The 21,556-nt window shown below is 33.4% G+C and carries 20 protein-coding genes; 5 read left to right on the forward strand and 15 right to left on the reverse strand.

Annotation, left to right across the window (positions count from 1 at the left end; translation table 11 throughout):
* Positions 1-740: 740 nt before the first annotated feature.
* The 3 genes from AC1DY0_RS08480 to rlmB all read left to right on the forward strand — a co-directional run bounded on the left by AC1DY0_RS08480 (position 741) and on the right by rlmB (position 6,334).
* On the forward strand, positions 741-4,064 hold the full coding sequence (locus AC1DY0_RS08480) for a SusC/RagA family TonB-linked outer membrane protein (protein ID WP_477188171.1): 3,324 nt from the start codon (positions 741-743) through the stop codon (positions 4,062-4,064).
* 11 nt (positions 4,065-4,075) lie between these two features.
* The gene (locus tag AC1DY0_RS08485) at positions 4,076-5,536 is read left to right on the forward strand and encodes a SusD/RagB family nutrient-binding outer membrane lipoprotein (RefSeq protein WP_477188172.1); all 1,461 of its coding nucleotides are present in this window, start codon (positions 4,076-4,078) and stop codon (positions 5,534-5,536) included.
* A gap of 63 nt (positions 5,537-5,599) precedes the next feature.
* Positions 5,600-6,334 carry a 23S rRNA (guanosine(2251)-2'-O)-methyltransferase RlmB gene (gene rlmB / locus AC1DY0_RS08490; RefSeq protein WP_477188173.1) on the forward strand — a complete coding sequence of 245 codons (735 nt, stop codon included), beginning with the start codon at positions 5,600-5,602 and terminating at the stop codon, positions 6,332-6,334.
* Positions 6,335-6,422: 88 nt separating this feature from the next.
* Here the strand turns inward: rlmB and AC1DY0_RS08495 are convergent, their stop codons facing one another.
* The gene (locus AC1DY0_RS08495) at positions 6,423-7,220 is read right to left on the reverse strand and encodes a rhomboid family intramembrane serine protease (RefSeq protein ID WP_477188174.1); all 798 of its coding nucleotides are present in this window, start codon (positions 7,218-7,220) and stop codon (positions 6,423-6,425) included.
* 240 nt (positions 7,221-7,460) lie between these two features.
* Here AC1DY0_RS08495 and AC1DY0_RS08500 point away from each other — a divergent pair, with 240 nt between their 5' ends.
* Positions 7,461-8,738, forward strand: coding sequence for a replication-associated recombination protein A (locus tag AC1DY0_RS08500; RefSeq protein WP_477188175.1), 1,278 nt, complete (start codon positions 7,461-7,463; stop codon positions 8,736-8,738).
* 25 nt (positions 8,739-8,763) lie between these two features.
* Here the strand turns inward: AC1DY0_RS08500 and AC1DY0_RS08505 are convergent, their stop codons facing one another.
* The 14 genes from AC1DY0_RS08505 to AC1DY0_RS08570 all read right to left on the reverse strand — a co-directional run bounded on the left by AC1DY0_RS08505 (position 8,764) and on the right by AC1DY0_RS08570 (position 20,133).
* Positions 8,764-9,531, reverse strand: coding sequence for a hypothetical protein (locus AC1DY0_RS08505; protein ID WP_477188176.1), 768 nt, complete (start codon positions 9,529-9,531; stop codon positions 8,764-8,766).
* A gap of 3 nt (positions 9,532-9,534) precedes the next feature.
* Entirely contained in the window at positions 9,535-10,224 is a 690-nt protein-coding gene (locus tag AC1DY0_RS08510; RefSeq protein ID WP_477188177.1) for a YjjG family noncanonical pyrimidine nucleotidase, read from the reverse strand.
* Between the two features lie 9 nt (positions 10,225-10,233).
* Positions 10,234-10,692, reverse strand: coding sequence for an RES family NAD+ phosphorylase (locus AC1DY0_RS08515; protein ID WP_477188178.1), 459 nt, complete (start codon positions 10,690-10,692; stop codon positions 10,234-10,236).
* Complete coding sequence (parS, locus tag AC1DY0_RS08520; protein WP_477188179.1) at positions 10,692-11,195, reverse strand: type II RES/Xre toxin-antitoxin system antitoxin; 504 nt, start codon at positions 11,193-11,195, stop codon at positions 10,692-10,694. The genes AC1DY0_RS08515 and parS overlap by 1 nt, the downstream gene beginning before the upstream one ends.
* A 54-nt stretch (positions 11,196-11,249) precedes the next feature.
* Complete coding sequence (radC, locus tag AC1DY0_RS08525; protein ID WP_477188180.1) at positions 11,250-11,945, reverse strand: RadC family protein; 696 nt, start codon at positions 11,943-11,945, stop codon at positions 11,250-11,252.
* Between the two features lie 11 nt (positions 11,946-11,956).
* The gene (locus AC1DY0_RS08530; RefSeq protein ID WP_477188181.1) at positions 11,957-12,415 is read right to left on the reverse strand and encodes a GNAT family N-acetyltransferase; all 459 of its coding nucleotides are present in this window, start codon (positions 12,413-12,415) and stop codon (positions 11,957-11,959) included.
* Positions 12,416-12,580: 165 nt separating this feature from the next.
* Positions 12,581-13,936 (reverse strand): UDP-N-acetylmuramate--L-alanine ligase, encoded by a 1,356-nt coding sequence (locus AC1DY0_RS08535; protein ID WP_477188182.1) that lies wholly within the window; start codon positions 13,934-13,936, stop codon positions 12,581-12,583.
* A gap of 60 nt (positions 13,937-13,996) precedes the next feature.
* A complete protein-coding gene (locus tag AC1DY0_RS08540) occupies positions 13,997-14,686 on the reverse strand; it encodes a tetratricopeptide repeat protein (RefSeq protein ID WP_477188183.1) in 690 nt (229 codons plus the stop codon).
* A gap of 176 nt (positions 14,687-14,862) precedes the next feature.
* Positions 14,863-15,303 (reverse strand): carboxymuconolactone decarboxylase family protein, encoded by a 441-nt coding sequence (locus tag AC1DY0_RS08545; protein ID WP_477188184.1) that lies wholly within the window; start codon positions 15,301-15,303, stop codon positions 14,863-14,865.
* Positions 15,304-15,371: 68 nt separating this feature from the next.
* On the reverse strand, positions 15,372-15,947 hold the full coding sequence (locus AC1DY0_RS08550) for a Crp/Fnr family transcriptional regulator (protein ID WP_477188185.1): 576 nt from the start codon (positions 15,945-15,947) through the stop codon (positions 15,372-15,374).
* Between the two features lie 104 nt (positions 15,948-16,051).
* Entirely contained in the window at positions 16,052-16,630 is a 579-nt protein-coding gene (locus tag AC1DY0_RS08555; RefSeq protein ID WP_477188186.1) for a YdeI/OmpD-associated family protein, read from the reverse strand.
* A 35-nt stretch (positions 16,631-16,665) separates the two neighbouring features.
* Positions 16,666-17,838: an acetyltransferase domain-containing protein gene (locus AC1DY0_RS08560; protein ID WP_477188187.1), complete on the reverse strand. Its 1,173-nt coding sequence runs from the start codon at positions 17,836-17,838 to the stop codon at positions 16,666-16,668.
* Between the two features lie 293 nt (positions 17,839-18,131).
* Positions 18,132-19,313, reverse strand: coding sequence for a T9SS type A sorting domain-containing protein (locus AC1DY0_RS08565; RefSeq protein WP_477188188.1), 1,182 nt, complete (start codon positions 19,311-19,313; stop codon positions 18,132-18,134).
* Between the two features lie 217 nt (positions 19,314-19,530).
* A complete protein-coding gene (locus AC1DY0_RS08570) occupies positions 19,531-20,133 on the reverse strand; it encodes a hypothetical protein (RefSeq protein WP_477188189.1) in 603 nt (200 codons plus the stop codon).
* A 589-nt stretch (positions 20,134-20,722) separates the two neighbouring features.
* Between AC1DY0_RS08570 and AC1DY0_RS08575 the strand changes: the two genes are divergently transcribed.
* The gene (locus AC1DY0_RS08575) at positions 20,723-21,538 is read left to right on the forward strand and encodes a UDP-2,3-diacylglucosamine diphosphatase (protein ID WP_477188190.1); all 816 of its coding nucleotides are present in this window, start codon (positions 20,723-20,725) and stop codon (positions 21,536-21,538) included.
* Positions 21,539-21,556: the final 18 nt, after the last annotated feature.

Consider the following 21,556-nt stretch of genomic DNA (forward strand, 5'->3'; position numbering starts at 1 on the left):
TCTGTTCATTCAGAGTGGCTTTTTTTTTATAAAAACATATTGCGACCTGAAATAACAATAAAAAAATATTATTAAAAAAAACTCCAGTTCTACAAAACATATTCAACACAATTAAAGCATGTCTTTGAACCTTAAGATTTCCAGCGAAATTGAGCAAAATCAATAATCCATCCACTAGAGAAGCCTAATACAAATACAATATATAACGATATTCAAACAGTTGTTGAATGGTTATGAAAATTTGGCTACTTTGATTAGGAAAATCAAACCTCTTCAAATATGGAAAATAAACTAGGACAAAAAAATTATGGAGCTTGAAGCCTGAGTCAAATTATTTAAAAAAAAACTTATTTGGAAAAACAAGCTTAAGCTATCTGCAAAAAATCAGCTTGATTTAATGAGAAAGAATATAATATCGATATAAGAAAAAACACTTCATACAAACAACCGACAATTTCAGAAAAAAGGTAACGTTTACGTTATATCAAACAAAAATACATTTAATCCTATTTATGCCTATAATCATGTTTTTGGCATATTTTGGACTAAATGTATTTCCATTTTATAATAATCCTTCTCATTTTTTTTAGTAAAACCTAATTGAAATTATTGCTTTTTATTAGAATAACTGTTTTTCAGAAATTACACATAAATAAAATTTTTAAACAAAATTGTAATTAAAAGTTAAATTAATCAAAATTTAACACTATTTTTGGAATACTAATTCAAAATATTAAAAAATGAAACTAAAGTTCAATGGATTCTTAGTACTCATTGTAGTACTAGTGGCGCAACTAACCTTTGCGCAAGAAAGATCTGTTTCGGGAATTGTTTCTGACAATGCAGGCATACCTCTGCCAGGTGTAAGTGTATTAGTTAAAGGAACAAAAAATGGAACACAATCAGATTTTGACGGAAAATATTCAATAACTGCTTCACCAAATGATGTATTGGTATTTAGCTATATTGGAATGAAAACAATTGAAAAACCAGCTAGCACAACAACAGTAAATGCAAATTTATCAAGTGATGCTACTCAATTGGAAAGTGTTGTTGTAACTTCATTAGGTATTAAAAGAGACAAGAAATCATTAGGTTATGCTACCCAAGAAGTTAAAGGAGAGAGTCTCGCTGCTGTAAAGGGAGATAACTTTGTAAATGCAATTTCAGGAAAAGTTTCAGGAGTTCAAGTAAAAAGAACAACAAATTTTGGAGGATCTACAAATGTTGTAATTCGCGGAAACTCATCATTGACTGGAAATAATCAAGCTTTATTTGTTATTGATGGCGTTCCAGTAAGCAACAACAATTCGAACACTAGAGATCAAGAACAATCAGGAGCTGGATACGATTATGGTAATGGCGCTTCAGATATCAATCCAGAAGATATTGAATCCATAAATGTACTTAAAGGATCAGCAGCAAGTGCTTTATATGGTTCAAGAGCTGCAAACGGTGTTGTAGTAATAACTACAAAAAAAGGAAATAAAAAAAGTAAAGGATATTCAATTACATTAAATTCTGGTGTTACCGCAGGATCGATTGACAAAAGTACTTTCATAAAATATCAAAATCAATATGGAGGTGGATATGGACCTTATTATGGTCCAGATGAAGATTCCTATTTAGATCATATCGACATAAACGGAGACGGTACTCTAGACAATGTGACTCCATTAACAGAAGATGCTTCATATGGACAAGCATTTGACCCTAATTTAATGGTTTACCAATGGGACGCCTTTTATCCTGAGTCATCAACTTACTATAAAGCTACACCTTGGGTTAATGCAAAAAATGGCCCTATCACATTTTTTGAAACACCAGTAGCGTATACAAATTCTATCTCAATAGACAAAGGCTTTGAAAATGGATCAATGAGGATTGGAGCTACTAATTTAAGCCAAAGTGGACTCTTGCCAAATAGTTCATTAAAAAGAAACACATTCACACTAAACTCTTCTGTATTAATAAATGAAAAACTAACACTTGCTGGTTATGGTAATTTTTCTGAAACAAATACAATAGGAAGAAATAGCACAGGTTACAATGACAATATTGCGGGTAACTTTAGACAATGGTGGCAAACTAACGTTGATCTTAAAGCGCTTAAAAATGCGTATGAAACTACTGGTCGCAATGTCACATGGAATCCAAATTCTTATACCAATCCAACTCCAATATTTTGGGACAACCCCTACTTTCAACGTTATGAAAACTATGAGTCTGACCAAAGAATTAGATTTATTGGAAATGTATCTTTAAATTATAAAATCAATAGTTGGCTAGATGCATTTGGTAGAGTTTCTGCAGATACTTATGGAGATTTACAAGAAGAAAGAAGAGCCAAGGGAAGTGTACCTGCAGATTTCGGGATAGGCACTGGCGGCGGAGATGGAAGTACCGACAGAAATCCAGCTGAATCTGGTTATTCAAGAAAAAATATTTCTTTTAGTGAATACAACTATGATTTTATGTTAAATTACAATAAAGATATTTCAGAAAAGCTTAACGTAAAAGGAGTAGTAGGAACAAACATCAGAAGAAGTTATTATAAATCTATCTTTGCAGCTACAAATGGTGGCTTAAGTATTGCCAATCTTTATTCTTTACAAAATACAGCAAGTCCTTTATTAGCACCTCTTGAAAGAGATGAAGCAATTGGCGTTGATGGAATTTATGGAAGTGCATCTTTTGGATATGAAAACTTCTTCTTTCTTGAAGGAACAATACGAAGAGATCATTCCTCTACTCTACCGACAGAAAATAGCACCTATTATTATCCATCTATTTCATCTAGTTTTGTGTTCTCTGAATTCTTAAAGCCATCATGGTTATCTTTTGGAAAAGTCAGACTTAACTATGCAGAAGTTGGAAATAGCCCTGGATTTGATAGAATTCTAGATTCTTATGCTGTCAACACGGCTTTTGGAGCATCATCTGCATCTGTTAAGGACACAAAAAACAATCCAAATCTTAAGCCTGAGAAAACTAAAAGTTATGAAATTGGATTAGAACTTTCTATGCTTGAAAAAAGAATGGGACTAGATTTATCCTTTTATAAATCAAACTCAATAGATCAAATAATCCCATTACGATTAACATCTTCAACAGGGTATCTGTATGAATTAATTAATGCTGGTGAAATAGAAAACAAAGGAGTTGAGATTACATTAAATGGTACTCCAATAAAAAATTCTAACTTTAGCTGGGATATAAATTTAAACTGGGCCAAAAACACAAATCAAGTTAAAAAACTTTTAGACGGAATAGACAATTTACAATTAGGATCATTTCAAGGAGGGGTAACTATAAATGCAGCAGTAGGACAACCATATGGTGTCATTTACGGTACAAAATACACCTATTTGAATGGAGAAAGAGTTGTAGACGAATCAAATGGTCAATATGTAAAAACATCAAATTCAGACAATGCGATTGGTAATGCAAATCCAGAATGGACAGGCGGATTGAACAACAAATTTACTTACAAAAACTTTTCGCTCGAATTTTTAATTGATATGCAACATGGTGGCCAAATATTCTCTTTAGACCGTTATTATGGTTTAGCAACAGGACTACCTGACGACACCGCTTTCACTAATGATCTAGGAAACCCAGTGAGAAATCCACTTGTTTTCAATCAATATGATGCTGATGGAAATGGTATTCCATCTGCAGGATATACATCAGCATCTGGAGGGTTCATTAACCCAGGTGTAAACTCTGATGGTACACAAAATGCAACAAGAATCAGAGCAGATCGATTTGGAGCACAAGGATACAGACGAGGATTACCTGACGAAGCATTTGTATATGATGCAAGCTATGTAAAACTAAGACAAGCATCAATATCATATTCTTTATCTCAAAATACATTAAAGAATACATTCATGAATGGATTGACATTTAGCGTAATAGGGACAAACCTTTGGATAATTGACAAAAATCTTCCTGATGCAGATCCTGAATCTGGATTGGGATCTGGAAATTTACAAGGTTTCTCTACAGGGTCTTTACCTTCTACGAGAGATATTAGCTGTAATATTAAAATTCAATTTTAACACTAAAGAACATGAAAAAAACGCTCATATATATTATCACCGCAGTATCCTTAATGGCGTGCTCCAGTGATTTAGAAAACTTAAACGAAAACATCAAAGATCCTAGTGATGTCCCTGGTGAAGCTCTTTTTACAAGTGCTCAAAAAAGCCTTGTAGATCAAATGGTTAACACCAATGTGAACAACAATATTTTTAGGCTTATTAATCAACATTGGACAGAAACTGTATATACTGACGAAAGTAATTATGACTTAGTTACAAGAACAATTCCGGAACAACATTGGCAATTTCTTTACAAAGATGTACTAAAAGATTTAGACCAAAGCGCAATAAATATTAATAAGACAATTGTTCCCGTTACAGAAAATCCTTTAGACAAGGCCAACAAACTTGCAATTATTGAAATTTTAAATGTTTACACGTATTCCATATTAGTAGAAACTTTTGGAAATGTCCCTTATACTGAGGCTATAAATCTAAAATATAAGACTCCAAAATATGATGACGGACTAACTATTTATAAAGATTTAATAATTAGACTCAACAGTGCTATTACTAAATTAAATACTGCTGGAGGTAGCTTTGGAGAAAATGATAAAATCTACAAAGGAGACGTAGCTAAATGGATTAAATTTGCCAATACTTTAAAATTAAAAATGGGTATTGTAATATCAGATATTCCTACTGAAGCTGCTCTTGCAAAAGCAACGGTTTCTGCTGCTGCTCCATTTGTTTTTACAACGAATGCAGACAATGCTTCTATGAAATATTTAAGTGCCTCACCAAATACCAATCCTCTTTATATTGATTTAGTTGCAAGTGGACGATCTGATTTTGTTCCTGCAAATACATTGGTTGATTATATGAATTCGACAAATGATCCAAGACGATCAAAATATTTTGACGACAATGTAGACGACCCTTCAACTCCAGAAGTTGAATATATTGGAGGAATATATGGTGCAAGTAATTCTTTTCCAAACTTTTCACATATTACACCTACAATCCAAGTTCCTGATTACCCAGGTACAATTTTAGACTATTCGGAAACAGAATTTTTACTAGCAGAAGCTGCTGAAAGATCTTTCATTGAATCTCCAGCAACTGCAGAAACACACTATAATGCCGCTATAAAAGCCTCAATATTGAGCTGGGGAGGAACATCAGATGAAGCAACAGCTTATCTTGCACAAACAAATATAGCATACACAACTGCCTCAGGCACTTGGAAAGAAAAAATAGGAATCCAAAGTTGGGTAGCACTATACAATAATGGATTTGAAGGGTGGACTTCTTGGAGAAGACTTGATTTTCCAATATTAATACCATTTGAAGATGCTGTATCGGGAATACCTGTACGTTTAACTTATCCAATAATTGAGCAAACTTTAAATAAAGCTAATTATGCTAGTGCAAGTAGCGCTATTGGTTCTGATGAAGTAGAAACAAAATTATTTTGGGATAAATTCTAATTATCTACAAAATCACATTAAAACCATCCCAAAACGGGATGGTTTTTTTTATATATTTGCCACATGGAAAAAGAACATCAAATTTTTGGAATCAGAGCAATAATTGAAGCCATACAAGCAGGCGCAACAGTTGACAAAGTCTATATTCAAAAGGAAGCAAGCAGCGAACTAATGAAAGACTTGATGAAAGTAATGAAACGGGGAAATATCAATTTTTCTTATGTTCCTGTCGAAAAATTAAACCGATTGACTCCCAATAATCACCAAGGTGCAGTAGCTACCGTCTCTCCTATTTCATTTTATGATTTGGAAACCTTGATAGATACCGTTATTGAAAACGGGAAAAAGCCTTTGTTTTTGATTTTGGATCAAATATCGGATGCACGTAATTTTGGAGCCATTATCCGAACTGCAGAATGCACAGGGGTTAATGGAATAATTGTTCAAAAGGCCGGTTCGGCTCCTGTAAATGGAGACACAGTGAAAACATCTGCGGGTGCGGTATTTAATATTCCAATTTGTAAAGTGGAACACATAAAAGACGCTATTTTTCTTTTGCAGGCAAGCGGAATAAAAACTGTTGCTGCCACTGAAAAAACAGAGCAGAATATTTATGATATTTCTTTAAATGAACCAGTAGCGATTATAATGGGATCTGAGGATAGAGGAGTAAATCCATCTGTTCTTAAAATTGTAGATGAAAAAGCAAAACTTCCTATGTTTGGTTCTATAGGTTCTCTAAATGTTTCTGTCGCTTGTGGTGCATTTTTATACGAAGCCGTAAGACAGAGAAGTTAATAATTGCAGAATTTAGATTAAAGATTACAATATCAAACCGAAAACATTCGTGTTAGATTGTAAAATATAGATATTTAAAAAAAATGAATCAAGACTCCGGTTTTGATTCATTTTTTTCGTTTATGTCTTCTTGATTTTCGATAAAATCATAAACAACATTAGAATTCGACTGAAAAAAAGGATCTATTTCTATTTGATCCTCTTCAATAATTTCAGGCTTGGGGGGATTAACAAAAATACCGTTTTCATCAAAACGCTGCATAAATTTATCTCCTGATGGATCATAATCAGGTCGTTCCCAATCATATTTTATTACTTTTTTGAATTCTGGTTTTTTGTATAAAAAAGTAAGTACAAAACCTGCAATTAACCCCGACAAATGACCTTCCCAAGAAATGGTTTCATCAATTTTTGGAAAAACGTACCAAACCATTCCTCCATATAGAACCACTACGGTGAGAGATAATGCTACAAGTCGATAATATTTAGTTTGAATTCCTTTAAAAAAAATAAACGAAACCAATACATAGATTAAACTACTTGCTCCAATATGGTAATTTTCTCTTCCGATGAGCCACGTTATAGCTCCTGAAAGTAAAATTCCGTAGACCAATATTCCTATTGCTTCTTTTCTGTAAAAAAAGAACAACGCCGCCAAAAGCACTATTAATGGTATGGAATTATTATAGAGATGTTCAATATTTGAATGAATAAATGGACTGAAAATTATGCCTTGCAATCCTGAAAAAGTTCTCGGTAGAATTCCATTATCATCAAAATCAAATCCAAAACGGATTTCTAACCAATAGACAAACCACAGGAATAGCACAAAAAAAAGAGGCACTCCTATTACTGCATTGGTAAATTTAAAATGATTTTCTTCCATGTTTAGAATACTGAATTATTGAACGAAATATATTCTTAATACAAATCAAAAATGTATCCAAAAGCAATTTAGTGCTATTTTGTCATATAAAATAATTCCTCTTATGAAAACGAATGCCCTAGCCCTGATGGAAACGACATCCTTTTGTGCCGGGGTTCGGCACAAAAGATATAGTGCACAGCAGGAAATAGCTCCTGAAAAATATACTCATAAAAACTGAAAATTGCTTAATTTTACGACATGGAAGCACCACTCGCAGAACGCATACGACCACAAAAATTAGAAGATTATATCAGTCAATCCCATTTGGTTGGGCCTAATGGCTCATTAACGCAACAGATATCAAAAGGAATTATCCCATCCTTAATATTTTGGGGACCGCCCGGAACAGGAAAAACGACTTTGGCGCAAATTATTGCCCAGGAGTCCAAACGCCCTTTTTATATCTTGAGTGCCATTAACTCGGGAGTGAAGGATATTCGGGATGTAATTGAGAAAGCGAGACAAAGCGGAGGTTTATTTACTGCCAAAAACCCTATTCTATTTATTGATGAGATTCATCGTTTTAGTAAATCACAACAGGATTCATTATTGGCTGCGGTTGAAAAAGGATGGATCACACTTATAGGTGCCACTACAGAAAATCCAAGTTTTGAAGTTATCCCCGCTTTATTATCACGTTGTCAGGTATATATTTTGAATGCGTTTACTAAAGCAGATTTGGAACATTTGTTGCAAAGAGCAATGAAAACGGATACTTTTTTGGCTACAAAAAAAATCAAACTACAAGAAACAGAGGCTCTGTTGCGTCTTTCTGGCGGCGATGGACGCAAACTATTAAATATTTTTGAATTGGTCGTAAACGCTTCCGCTGAAGACGAAATTTTGATCACCAATGATCGAGTTTTTGAATTGGTCCAACAAAATACGGTTTTGTATGACAAAAGTGGTGAGCAGCATTATGACATTGTTTCGGCTTTTATAAAATCGATTCGAGGAAGTGATCCGAACGGCGCTGTCTATTGGTTGGCACGAATGATTGAAGGCGGAGAGGATGTGAAATTTATTGCCCGAAGAATGTTGATTTTGTCCAGTGAAGATATTGGAAATGCAAATCCAACTGCTTTTATTATGGCTAATAATGCTTTTCAGGCGGTATCCACGATTGGTTATCCTGAAAGCCGAATTATTTTAAGTCAATGTGCCATTTATCTTGCTACTTCACCCAAAAGTAACGCTTCCTATTTGGCGATTGGAACGGCTCAACAATTAGTAAAACAAACAGGTGATTTACCTGTACCAATCCATTTACGCAATGCTCCTACTAAATTAATGAAGGAATTAGGATATGGTGAGGATTATAAATATTCGCATGATTATGCCAATAATTTTACAGAACAGGAATTTTTACCAGAAGCACTAAGTAATACCCCTATTTATATTCCCGGAGCTAATTCCAGAGAAAACACAACCCGTGAATTCTTGAAAAATAGATGGAAAGATAAATATGGGTATTAAAAAGTTAGATATTCATTACAGTTAATTAAAACTTAACTGTGATTTTTTCTGACATCAAAGTTTCTTTCTCATAATATTCAAAGAACCATTGGTTTTCTTTTAAAACCATAACTCCTTGGATATTTTCTTTGGATGCTAAATAAATAGAAGGATTTGTGGTTTTATATGCTTTCATAACCACTTTTGGAGTACTATCAATTAATTGAAACCCATTTTTAATGGGCTGTGCAAATAATACCGTTCCGTCTGGCTCAGCAACATTAGGCACGTTCACCGCTACTGCAGCAGCAGTAGCAACAACAGCAGTCGATGCAACCGGCACTGTCACTGGAGAGGCCATTGTTGTATTTTGACTAGTTGAATTCACTTTACCATTGTATTTATAATTCAATGCATAAACTGACACAAAAGCCGCATTTAACGCCTCCGAATAAGCCATTTCATAATCTTTCTCCCTGCTTTTTCCAATTTCAGATTTAAAAATAACGCTACCGTAACAATCTTTGAAAACAACATATAATTTAGTAACCATAAAACCGTTTTCTCTCAATACATCCACGTTTAACAGACTGCATCTATCACTATATTCTTTTGGGATAGTTTCATTTGCATAAAAAGCCTCAAAGCCAGCTTTTTTTAAATTAACTTTTGTCAATGTACTGAGTCGATACTGATTATCGCTTTTAAGAAAATCATATTTTAAAGGAATAATTACCGCTGCATAATCATTCACCGATTGAGAAAAACCATAGCTTGAAACAAGCAATAATAGGAATAGAAATTTCGCCTTCATAATTTATAAATATTTTTTTAGTTCTAATAAATGTGTTACTTGTTTAATATCTTCTTGAACTTTAATTTTTTTGTCATTAAAAAAAATCGCGTCCAAACCTGCATTTAATGCTCCCTGCACATCTGCCTCTAGACAATCTCCAATCATGATACTACTTTCTTTATTGGCTTGAGCCGCATTAAGGGCATACTCAAAAATAACAGGATTAGGTTTCTTTACACCTGCCATTTCAGAATTTGTTATTGTTTTGAAAAATCCCGAAATATTCGAATTGTTTATTTTTTTGTATTGTACATCGGCAAAACCGTTAGTAATAATATGCAATGTATACTTTTTTTCTAGATATTCCAGCACTTCAATTGTACCGTCAAACAAATGATTGTTTTCAGGCAATAACTGAATATAATCATGGGCAATACTTTCTATTTGAGCATCCGAAACAAAATATTCCAACGCATCAAAAGTATGCTTGAGACGATTATACCGTAATTCAGCGTGTGTGATTTTATCATATTGATATAATTTCCAACAGGCTTGATTGATTGGGGCATACTTTTCTATGAAATCGGCAATTTCTATTGTTGGATGATCTTTCTTCAAAATGGCATCAAAAGCCAATTCCGAATTAACATCAAAATCCCAAAGCGTATGATCCAAATCGAAGAATATGTCGGTTATTTTAGTAGAAAACATGTAATGGTATTATTTAAAAATTCGTTTGTCGAAAGGAAAATCAATTTGTTCAGTAATTTTAATTTTATAAAAATCTATATGGTATGGATTAATCAAAAAATTAAAATCGCCTTTCACTACCGCTGATGGTACTTTCAAAACACAAGCTTCATTTCTTCTTATGAAATCATCGCCCAAAAGAGGCGTCTCAAAGGTACAAGGAAAAACATTCCAATCTATATTTACTTTATTAAGATCTAAAACTTCTATCGAAATATCATCAGGAATATTAATTGTAAGCATCACAAAATCATTGGGTAATGTTGCCAATGAAAGATGGACCAAAACTTCGGCCATTGCCAATGCTCTATTCTGGGCACAATAAATAATCTCTGTACCTTTTGAATTCCAACGCGCCCCCGAGATTGAAGCTCCTTTTCCAGACAACTCAATAGGGTACTTTTTGCGTGCTAATCGAAAAACTTCCATTAAACAAAAATCCCTTGATCTATTTTATTTAATTCATTGACCACCATTTCCTTGCCGTAAGAATCTCTAAGCAATTCGATGGGTTGCAGATTTCCAAGTGCAAATGAAGGTGTGTTTAACCACAAATAAAATTGTGTTTCCGTATCAAAAACAGCATTTCCCAAAGAAGTTACCTCGGCCAATTCCAATATCTTTTCGGATTGCAAAGGTTTGAAAATAAAATCTTCTTTGATTTTATTTCTCTGAAGTGATTTTGTGGAAATTCCTAAAAAAGAAGCCCAATCCTCTTCGTTAAATGGGGTTATTTCTTTTATCAAATTGAAAAGTTCATACGGAATTCCTTCGCGGATAGCATGGACGATTAGCATTCTATTTTTCAAAAACTCATCATAAGTGATCTTCTTATTCAAAAGCTTATATCCTCTCTCCTGCTCTACTCTATTGACCAAAACTCTAACGGCTTTATCAATAGCTCCTCTTGGTTTTAATTTAATCGCTTCCATAAAAAATACATTTGTCTGTAAATATAAGACAAATGTCTTGTTCGAGCAAATTTTTTAAAATATTCCTTCATCAACAAAACTATAGTAACCCGCTTCTGTAATAATTATATGATCTAAAACAGGAATATCCAATTGTTGCCCAGCAGTTTTAATCTTTTTTGTTATTTGAATATCAGCATCACTGGCTTGCAATTTTCCGGAAGGATGATTGTGTGTGAGAATTATTGCAGTTGCGTTTTGCTCAAAAGCTATTTTGAATACAATTCGGACATCGACCATTGTTCCTGTCATTCCTCCTTTACTCAACTGCGTTTTGAAAAGTACTTTATTGGAATTATTCAAAAACAAAACCCAAAATTCTTCGTGAGTCAGCTCCCCTATTATCGGTTGCATAATTTCGAAAACGGCTTTGCTGGATGTTATTTTTGTTAACTCTACTGCATCTTCACTTCGCCTTCTCCTTCCCAATTCCATTGCAGCAATTATCGAAATCGCTTTGGCTTCACCAATCCCTTTAAAGTTCATTAATTGTGCAATTGACAGCTTTCCCAAAGCATTCAAATTATGATTCACACTTGCCAAAATTCGTTTACTCAAATCCACTGCCGATTCATTTCGGCTTCCGGAGCCAATGAGTATCGCAATCAATTCGGCATCACTCAAAACGTTTTTACCTTTGAGCATTAATTTTTCACGAGGCTTGTCATCTTCAGACCAATTGGTAATGGGACAAAATGAAGTTTCTAACATAGATTATCTTCTTAAATTTCTTTTTTCATGCAAACACTTTTGTCCATACTCACATAGGGGCCATAATTATCGACAATTGTATATCCAACTTTTTGATATAAACTAATCGCTTCTTGTTGTTTATACAACGTTTCTAAAACTGAAACCGAATAATCTAATTCCTTTGCCCAAATCTCTAATTCCTGCAATACTCTTTGAGCCAAACCCAATCCACGAGCTTCGGGAGAAACAAACATCCGTTTTATCTCAATCGTGTTTTGGTCATACTTTTTAAAACAACCACAAGCAACTGGTTTTTCATCCAAATAAATTACTACAACATTTCGATTCAATTCTATGATATTGTTTCCCCAATAATTGGTTTTCAATTCTGGGTAACGTTCCCATAAATACTTATCGAATGTTTTTATCAACGACAAAAAATCAGGATTTTCGCTGGTTGTTTTTACAACTTTTACTATTGAGCCCATAAGTCTATAATCTTAGTTTTGCTAATGTATTAAAAAAAGAGAAAAATCATACAATAAAATTCATTTCTTATCTTAATGAGATTCTGCAGCAACCATATAAAATAAAAATGTGCCAATTACAAAATTGCAATTGGCACATTAAATATTATAAATAAAATAGTTAGTTTATTCAACTAATCCTTTCACCTCATCAAAATTCAATCCACCGTAATTCCCAGAACTCATCAATAATAAAGCAGAATTTTCAAGATTTAGGTTAAACAAATAATCTTTAAAATCTTTTGGGTTAGTGTAAATAATCAAATCTTCTCTATTGAAAGCTTTGGCTATTTGCTCATAAGTCACTTCTTCTAGTTGTTTTATTTTTACAGCATCTGGAGAATAGAAAACTACAGCTACATCAGCATATTCTAGCGCACCTTCATATTCTTTCAAGAACTCGGCATTCAAACTGCTGTAGGTATGTAATTCTAGACAAGCCACAACAGTACGATTTGGATATTGTTCTTTCACGGCTTTGGTAGTCGCAGCCACTTTACTTGGTGAATGAGCAAAATCTTTATAAGCTACTTTGGTTTTACTTTCGGCTATTTTTTCCAAACGTTTTGATGCCCCTTTGAAACTGGCAATCGCTTCGTAGAAATCAGCTTCATCCACTCCCATATTTTGACAAATCCATTTGGCTCCAGCCAAATTATTCAAATTATGAGCTCCAAATACTTCAATAGGCATGGCACCCTCTGGAGTTTCCAATAATGTTACCCCATCATTTACAGTATAATTTGGTGTATGATAAGCTAATTTACGTATTGGATTAGTCGCTTTTTCAGCAACACGTTTTACTTCTGAATCATCTTCGTTGTAAACCAAAATTCCACCATTTGTAATTTTATCAATAAAAATTTCAAACTGTTCTACATAAAAATCATAGGTTGGAAAAACATTAATATGATCCCAGGCAATTCCAGAAATCAAGGCTATATTTGGTTGATATAAATGAAATTTTGGTCTTCTATCAATTGGCGAAGACAAATACTCATCGCCTTCCAAAACCATAAAATCATTTTCTTCAGTAAGGTGTACCATCGTGTCAAAACCTTCCAATTGAGCTCCCACCATATAATCAACTTCAATATTATGGTAATGCATCACGTGTAAAATCATTGAAGTTATAGTCGTTTTACCATGTGAACCACCAATAACTACACGCGTTTTATTTTTGGATTGCTCATATAAAAACTCTGGATATGAATAAATTTTAAGGCCCAGTTCCTGTGCTTTCAAGAGCTCAGGATTATCAGCTTTGGCGTGCATCCCAAGGATTACAGCTTCAATATCGGCAGTGATTTTCTCTGGAAACCAACCCAACTCTACAGGTAGAATTCCTTTTTTTTCCAATCTTGATTTTGAAGGTTCAAAAATAGCGTCGTCACTTCCCGTAACTTGATATCCTTTGTTGTGTAATGCCAATGCTAAGTTGTGCATTGCGCTTCCGCCTATGGCAATGAAATGTGTTCTCATTTATGTTTATTCGTTTATTCGTTAATAGGTTTAATTGACAATTATGTTATCAAATAACCGTTACTTTCTGTTTTTATAGTCTTCCCAAACCTTATTGGCTTTATCGGCTTGTTTCATTTTATTTTTATACAAATCGGCCAATTTTTGATAACAAACCTTGGAGCCGCCTATCAAAATAGCTCTTTTATACTGCTGTTCGGCACTTGTATATCTATCAAAATATTCGTCGATATGACCATGTGACAAATACCCGTCAACTGGAGATATTTCTCTTAATTCACCCGAGTACTTAATGGCTTTCGCTTCACTTCCGCCCACAATTCCAGGCAATTTCAAATTCAACTCAATTAGAGCCCAACGTGCTTCGATGTGTTTTGGGTTTAAGGCTATGGCTTTTTCAAAAGAAGACCTCACTTCACTAATCATCCCCAATGCTTTGAATTTATTTACTTCCAAAGATTTCATCCCCAAAGCACCACCGTATTTGTAATAATAATTAGCTTCTGTGGGTTTTAACGTTTTCAGTTTTTTATAATAAGTAATCGCTTTATCCCAAGACTTATTGTATCCGGAAATATCTCCTAAATATTCTATAGTTTTAAGATTTGATGGATTGCTTTTTAAGTAATTTTCCAGAATAGGTTGCGCTTGATCGAATTTTCCATCAACGAACAATTTTTCCCCTTTTTCAAAAGATTGAGAAAACAATAATATTGGAAATAACAAAAAGACGCTTGCCAGTAGTTTCATTCACCAAAAATAAAGAATTTTTAAAAGAATAGAAGTCTTTTAACTTAAAAATAAGGAGTAAAATCGAATCAATATTACAGCTAGAAACTTTGCACAACTTAGGCTTTAATCATAAAAAAAAGCACAAAAGTTCTTGACTCTTGCGCTTTTCTGTTATTCCGTTGTAAACGACCGTTTTATTTTCCTGGTTCCAACTGTGTACTCACGGCAATTCTGTTCCATGCATTTATAGTTACGACAGCCATTATAATCTGTGCGATGGTGTTTTTGTCAAAAAACTGTTCTGCTTTTTTATACGTTTCATCAGATAAACCATGATTATGAATCAAAGTGATTTCTTCGGTAATGGCCAAAATCACTTTTTCTTCTTCTGTAAATAAATTGGTTTCACGCCAAGCATTTAGTAAAAAAATACGTTGAGTAGTTTCACCATATTTGAGAGCGTCTTTTGTATGCATATCGATACAAAACGCACATCCATTAATTTGGGATGTTCTGATTTTTATTAATTCTTTATTTATTTTTGACAATTGAGATGTTGCCAAATAACCTTCCAAAGCATACATCGCTTTATAAGCTTGAGGTTCAATTTCGTTGATGTTTATTCTCTTTTCCATTTTATTTGTTTGTTTTAAATTAACAATACAAATTTCAGGAATAGATAATGTAAAAAACTTAAACTGGTTTAAGAAMGCTTTTTATTTCTAATCTCGCTTAAATATTCTGGGGTAAAACCTAAAAAAGAAGCAATCAAATATTGTGGAATCCGTTGCACAAATTCAGGATGCCCCTTGCAAAGATGATCGTAGAATTCTTCTTTGGAAAAATCATACAGGTATTTTATTCGCATTTGCGTAGCTGCGTAAGCCCGTTGGTAAATGAATCTAAAATAACGCTCCATTTTTGGGAATTCAACTAACAGCTTTTCTTGTGCATCACGGTCAATTACTAAAATCTCTGAATTTTCAACTGCCTGAATATAAAATTCTGTTGACAGACCTCGCTCGTAGGCAAAGTTGTCTGTCATCCACCAATTTTCTATTGCAAATTCAGTGGTTTGCTCCATGCCTTTTCCATTAATGAAAAATTTTCGCAAGCAACCATTCAGCACAAAATAATGCGATTTACAGATCTGTCCTTCAACAAGTAAATTTTCTTTCTTCTTGACCTTTTTAATCTGAAAAAAAGTCAAAACATCAGAAAGTTCCCTTTCATCTATTTCGATGAATTTTTCTAAATGCTTTTTAAATATTTCAGACATGAGTAAGTCAAAAGTTTTAAAGTCAAAAGAATTGTTGTGGTGTAAACACAATATAAAACATGAAATTTTATCATGTTCTTATTTAATATTCCTTTACAAATATACTAATCATTCAATCCTTTACCGTCAAGAATTTGCGGTATGCTTTTTTCAACCCTTGACTCTCGGGTTTTGGATTGCTTGGGTGCCGAAAAATGCAACATATAGGCTCTTTGTCGTCCTGGTGTCAAGGATTCGAAGGCCTTTTTCAAATCAGGTAATTCATCTAATTTCTTTTGAAATTCTTCGACAAGAATGAATTCTTCCGTTTTTTTGAATTTAACTTCCAACCCTGCTTTTTCCACTTCAATAGCTTCATAAATATGGGCTTTCAAAATGGTTTGCATCTCTACTATTTCCTCAACATTAGTGAACCGAATCTGTCTCGCCGCCTGCACATTCTTTGATTGTTGGATCAGAACACCATCTGTATTACTTAACAAAGCTCCTTTGAAAAACAAAAAAGCACAGTACTCTTTGAAATCGTGTATTAAAACAATGTTCTTACCTTGAAACGTGTAGCAAGGAGTACCCCATTTCAACTCTTCGGTTAGCTGACAATCCAGAGCAATTCTTCTTAATTGCTCCAATGCTGGTTGCCATTTTGAGATTTTATCAAAATAAAAATCAACTTTAGGATTCATATTATTCTATTCATTTATTGATTAACAAATTATTTTTACAAATAACTCAACCACCATTTTTCCCTGTTCATTTGTTTATACTCATCAAACTTTTTACATAATGGATAGAGCATAAGAATGATTCCAATCCAAACTGCATAAACCACCAAAAGACTAAAACCATATCCTTTCATATTGGGTTCAAATCCTATCCATGTTGAGAAAATAAATTTTTGCCAACCAAAACCCGATAATTGAGCAAAAACCATCGCTATGATATGAATAAAGTAAAGATGCAAAATGTAATAAAAAAAAGGAACTCTTCCGAAAGTGGAGAAGAAGTCTACAATCTTCCCTTTGAGTTTCTCTGTGTTGGCCAAAAACAAAAAAGCCCCTCCCAAAGTCATCAATATATACAAAAGTGACGGTGGATATTTACTTGGATTTAAAAAAGAAATTAGGTCTTGAGATAAAGTATCATACTGTTTAAACGGCTTCGGATCTCCATACAAATTGGTCAATCGTAAGAGAATAAAAAGGACTATAGCAATTCCTCCAATAGAGTTGAATATTTTTTTCCGTCTATTACCGTCAAAAGATTTATCATAAAAAGCACCAAAATAATACCCTAATGCCATTACCGCAATCCATGGAACAAGTGGGTATCCAATTAGCAATTGGGTATGCTCAGACAGTGGATAAAAAGTTTGTTCATGAATAAGGGACCATAATACATTACCCGAAAAATGAACGTTGTCAAACAGGTTATGACAGCAAATAAGCAACAAGCTAAAAACTAGAATAAAAATTCTTGGTAAATAAATTAATACCGCCAAGACTATCATACTAATCCCTAATGACCATATCACGAGCAAACCAAAAGTCCTGAAGTGAATATCAAAAAACCAAGCAAAACCTACTACCGTCAACTCAATAAAAACCAGCCAAAGTCCACGCTTGAATAAAAATCCAGATAGCTCATTCTTAGTTTTCCTTTTACCCACCATAAATGCCGAAATCCCTGCCAAAAAACTAAATGTAGGTGCACAAAAATGGGTTATCCATCGTGTAAAAAAGATAGGCAAATTACTTTGAATAGGATCTGTTGGGTCAAAAAAGAAAGCCGAATAATGGAAATAATCTCTCACATGGTCGAGTGCCATTATAACCATCACCAAGCCTTTTAGCAAGTCAATGGATTCTATTCTGGTATTGGTAAGTGATGCCATAGATTAATTTATTGGAAAGTTAGAGTCAATAAAATATTACTTCATTTTGGCAGAGCAACGAAATAAATCCCAACATGCTTTTTACCAATAACTTAACCCTAAATTAATCCTTATTTTCGAATTTTCCAAAACTTGTAAATCTATATCCAATTGCCCATTAAGCCAATTTTATTAATATTGTGGTAAGTATTGACAATGATTTTTAGAATTAAATTTTTACTGTTTTTTTATCTCAATCGTATCTTTTAAAATTTGGATTTCTTATTTTGAGTCTTTAATTCATTATACATATTTTATTTTTTAATTATTAATTTTTTCTTAACTGAAGATTGGTCCGTTTTAATTTCAACAATATATACTCCATTATTTAAATCTTTAATATTTACTGTTTGCTGATTGTTATTTAATACTTCTGATTTTACTAAAGCACCATTTATATTAAAAATATTTATTTTTAAAGTCAAGTTTTCATTGTTATGATAATCAACTGAAAAAATATCAGAGGTAGGATTTGGAAATACTATAAGAATAGGATCATCTATACTATTTTGATCAACCCCTAAATTGGATGCATCGGTAATTATTTCGCCTTGACTTGTAACAGCAATAAATCTATTATTTATGAACACAATGTCATTTAGAGATTTGACTGAGCTCACCCCAGAAACTTCGGGTGTCCACGTAACGCCTCCATCGATTGTTTTCAATAATGTCCCTTGAGCTCCGCCGGCATATCCTACTGATGCATTTTTGAAACAAATGGTATATAACCAACTGGAAGTTCCTGATGTTAATGAAGTCCAGCTCTGTCCACCATTTACTGTTTTTAGAATTGTTCCCGTTCCTCCAGCTATAAAACCAGTATTTGCATCTACAAAATAGATATCATATAGATTTTCAGAAGTTCCACTTGCTACTGTATTCCAAGTGGACCCTCCATTTGAAGTCTTTTTTATTTTGCCGCTTTTTCCGATACAGATTCCATTGTTTATATCAAAAAAATGAATTTCTTCTAATCCTGTTGTCAAACCTGAAGTTTGGCTTACCCAAGTCGTTCCTCCATCTGTAGTTTTTCTAATCACACCTGAGTCGCCCACAGCATATCCAACATTAACAGATGGAAAGTTTACGGATAATAATGCAAATGGGCTTGCATTTGGATTTTGATTCGTCCAATTAAGTCCCATATTTGTAGTTTTGGCAACAACATTATTACTTGCACTATAGTAGCCAACCGTTGCACTTGGAAATGAAAAACTATATAACAAAAAATTACTAACAGGTGTTGATGTCCAAGTGTTTCCTCCATCAGTAGTTTTTAAAATCGCAGTATTTCCTCCAATAAATCCATTGTTTTGATCAAAGAATTTTATGGCCCATAGATTTCCTGCATATGGAGATGTGATATTACTCCATTGTGCATTTATGTTTTGTATGAATATTAAGAATAGTAGTAAGTGTAGTTTTTTTTCCATTTGTATTGTATTAGTGTTTATAGTGTTGACTCAACACTTTTTTAAAGGTTTAAAAATTCTAAATTAATTATTTGTTCTGTTTCGTATTTTAGTTTTAATATGACTTCTTGTCTTTTGATATGATCGAAGGTTAAGCATGTCTTAATTTTAGGCTAATGACTGAATCTTACAAAACCAAACTTTCCATTAAGCCTATTGCCCAAATCCGTTGTAGCTGTTATGCACAGTCTTTTCTTTTATTCGGATGAGATTTTGTCAAAATATAAATATCAAGAATTGTTACAGCCGAAAATAAAATAATCGCAACCCATAATCCCCAAAGTTTATCGCTAAAAACTCCAATTGGTCTTGAAATGACTAGAAAAAACAATGATAAAACCTCTAAAAGAACAATAGTTTTTATTCCGCTTGAATCTAGGTATTTTATTGTCAAGCTTAAAATTGACAATAAAACATATATAAATAAGCTAAAAAATATAATATAACTTCCGCAGTCTATTACTATTGCCAATCCTGAAAACGTATCTTTCTTTGAAACAAGAATCGGTTGTAAAAAAGTATATTCTTGGGAAAGTGTTTCAGAAAGAGTTTCTTCCTCAGTCTTTGATTCTGCCTTGCTAATTGATTTCTGAGACTCATTCGTAACTTTATTTATAGCTATGGCATCAACTTTCTCAAGGTTCAAACTTGTCGAATCGATTTGTACTGCTTCCGTAGCAGGTGCCTCAGCTTTTTTACAGCCCGTATAAAAAAAAGGCAGGCACAAACATAAAAATGTCATCCAATGTAAAAATCTTGAGTATTTAAAAAGTTTCTTCACTTGTTTATCAGTCTGTATTTTTAAGATTGTGCATAACTCATATATATGTTTAACAACATCACACATAGCCCCTTTAATCGAGGTAACTTTTATGCAACAGTCTCTGTTATTTCTCCAAATATAACTGAAATTACTGATATTTCAATGCAATAGATATTGCTGGATCATCACTGTAAAAACACTAGCTTCATTCCAATTAACTAGAGTATAATCAGGGACAATACACCCCATTATACCCCCTACACCTACCCAAAAATACCCCTTATACTCCCATAAAGCAGGAGCAATACTCCCAAAGAATACCTATAACACCCCCAAAAAACACCAGCAATACCCTTACAAACAAGGAGTACAGCTCCCTAAAAATACCACCAATACTACCACAAACCGGTCGTAACACCCCTTATAAACAATACCTATACTGTCACAAACTATCCCTATTACTACCCAAAAATCATAGTTTTGCTTACTCCTTAAAACTTTTGGCAAAACAATACTGGGATAAACTGAATCGTTCGTTTTTTATATATAAATAATACTAAAAACACATTAGCATAACATAGCGGTCTTACTTTCGTAAAAACTAATTATGAAAAGGAAAAGAAAAATTCCATTAGTGGTTATAAGTGATGTTCATTTAGGAACTTACGGTTGCCACGCCAAAGAATTACTACAGTATTTAAAATCAATAAACCCACAAACATTGGTTCTCAATGGCGATATTATCGATATGTGGAGTTTCACCAAAAGCTACTTTCCGGCTGCTCACATGAATGTGTTGAGGCAAATTATAAAAATGTCCAATCTTGGGACTCGAGTAATTTACATCACAGGAAATCACGATGAAGCTTTACGAAAATACTCTGATTTTGTTTTAGGCAATTTCGAATTGGTAGACAAACTGACATTGGATTTGGATGGCAAAAAAGCATGGATTTTTCATGGTGATGTATTCGATTCCTCGACCAAAGGATATGCCAAAATACTCGCCAAACTAGGTGGAAAAGGCTATGATTTATTGATACTGATCAACAGTTTGACTAATTGGTTTTTGACTGTTTTGGGCAAAGAAAAAAGAAGCTACTCCAAAATGATTAAAGACAGTGTCAAGAAAGCAGTTTCCTTTATATCCAATTTTGAAACTACCGCCGCAGATGTCGCTATCCAAAAAAAATGCAGCTACGTAGTTTGCGGACACATTCACAAACCCCAAATGAAGGAAGTGGAAAATGAACACGGAAAAGTATTGTACCTCAATAGTGGCGATTGGATTGAAAATCTGACCGCATTGGAATATAAAAAACAAAAATGGAGTCTTTATCATTATAAAAAAGAACACTATAAAGACTCTGATAGTAATGAGGAGAAAGTGAACAATGACATTGTCAACAAGATTCTTTCTTAAAATCATTATACAAAAATT

This window comes from Flavobacterium sp. P1_E4 (assembly GCF_056405915.1).

Excerpts from the sequence above, each read along its gene's own strand:
- AC1DY0_RS08480 (WP_477188171.1), top strand. The coding sequence starts at position 741 with ATGAAACTAAAGTTCAATGGATTCTTAGTACTCATTGTAGTACTAGTG.
- AC1DY0_RS08485 (WP_477188172.1), top strand. The coding sequence starts at position 4,076 with ATGAAAAAAACGCTCATATATATTATCACCGCAGTATCCTTAATGGCG.
- rlmB (WP_477188173.1), top strand. The coding sequence starts at position 5,600 with ATGGAAAAAGAACATCAAATTTTTGGAATCAGAGCAATAATTGAAGCC.
- AC1DY0_RS08495 (WP_477188174.1), bottom strand. The coding sequence starts at position 7,220 with ATGGAAGAAAATCATTTTAAATTTACCAATGCAGTAATAGGAGTGCCT.
- AC1DY0_RS08500 (WP_477188175.1), top strand. The coding sequence starts at position 7,461 with ATGGAAGCACCACTCGCAGAACGCATACGACCACAAAAATTAGAAGAT.
- AC1DY0_RS08505 (WP_477188176.1), bottom strand. The coding sequence starts at position 9,531 with ATGAAGGCGAAATTTCTATTCCTATTATTGCTTGTTTCAAGCTATGGT.
- AC1DY0_RS08510 (WP_477188177.1), bottom strand. The coding sequence starts at position 10,224 with ATGTTTTCTACTAAAATAACCGACATATTCTTCGATTTGGATCATACG.
- AC1DY0_RS08515 (WP_477188178.1), bottom strand. The coding sequence starts at position 10,692 with ATGGAAGTTTTTCGATTAGCACGCAAAAAGTACCCTATTGAGTTGTCT.
- parS (WP_477188179.1), bottom strand. The coding sequence starts at position 11,195 with ATGGAAGCGATTAAATTAAAACCAAGAGGAGCTATTGATAAAGCCGTT.
- radC (WP_477188180.1), bottom strand. The coding sequence starts at position 11,945 with ATGTTAGAAACTTCATTTTGTCCCATTACCAATTGGTCTGAAGATGAC.
- AC1DY0_RS08530 (WP_477188181.1), bottom strand. The coding sequence starts at position 12,415 with ATGGGCTCAATAGTAAAAGTTGTAAAAACAACCAGCGAAAATCCTGAT.
- AC1DY0_RS08535 (WP_477188182.1), bottom strand. The coding sequence starts at position 13,936 with ATGAGAACACATTTCATTGCCATAGGCGGAAGCGCAATGCACAACTTA.
- AC1DY0_RS08540 (WP_477188183.1), bottom strand. The coding sequence starts at position 14,686 with ATGAAACTACTGGCAAGCGTCTTTTTGTTATTTCCAATATTATTGTTT.
- AC1DY0_RS08545 (WP_477188184.1), bottom strand. The coding sequence starts at position 15,303 with ATGGAAAAGAGAATAAACATCAACGAAATTGAACCTCAAGCTTATAAA.
- AC1DY0_RS08555 (WP_477188186.1), bottom strand. The coding sequence starts at position 16,630 with ATGAATCCTAAAGTTGATTTTTATTTTGATAAAATCTCAAAATGGCAA.
- AC1DY0_RS08560 (WP_477188187.1), bottom strand. The coding sequence starts at position 17,838 with ATGGCATCACTTACCAATACCAGAATAGAATCCATTGACTTGCTAAAA.
- AC1DY0_RS08565 (WP_477188188.1), bottom strand. The coding sequence starts at position 19,313 with ATGGAAAAAAAACTACACTTACTACTATTCTTAATATTCATACAAAAC.
- AC1DY0_RS08575 (WP_477188190.1), top strand. The coding sequence starts at position 20,723 with ATGAAAAGGAAAAGAAAAATTCCATTAGTGGTTATAAGTGATGTTCAT.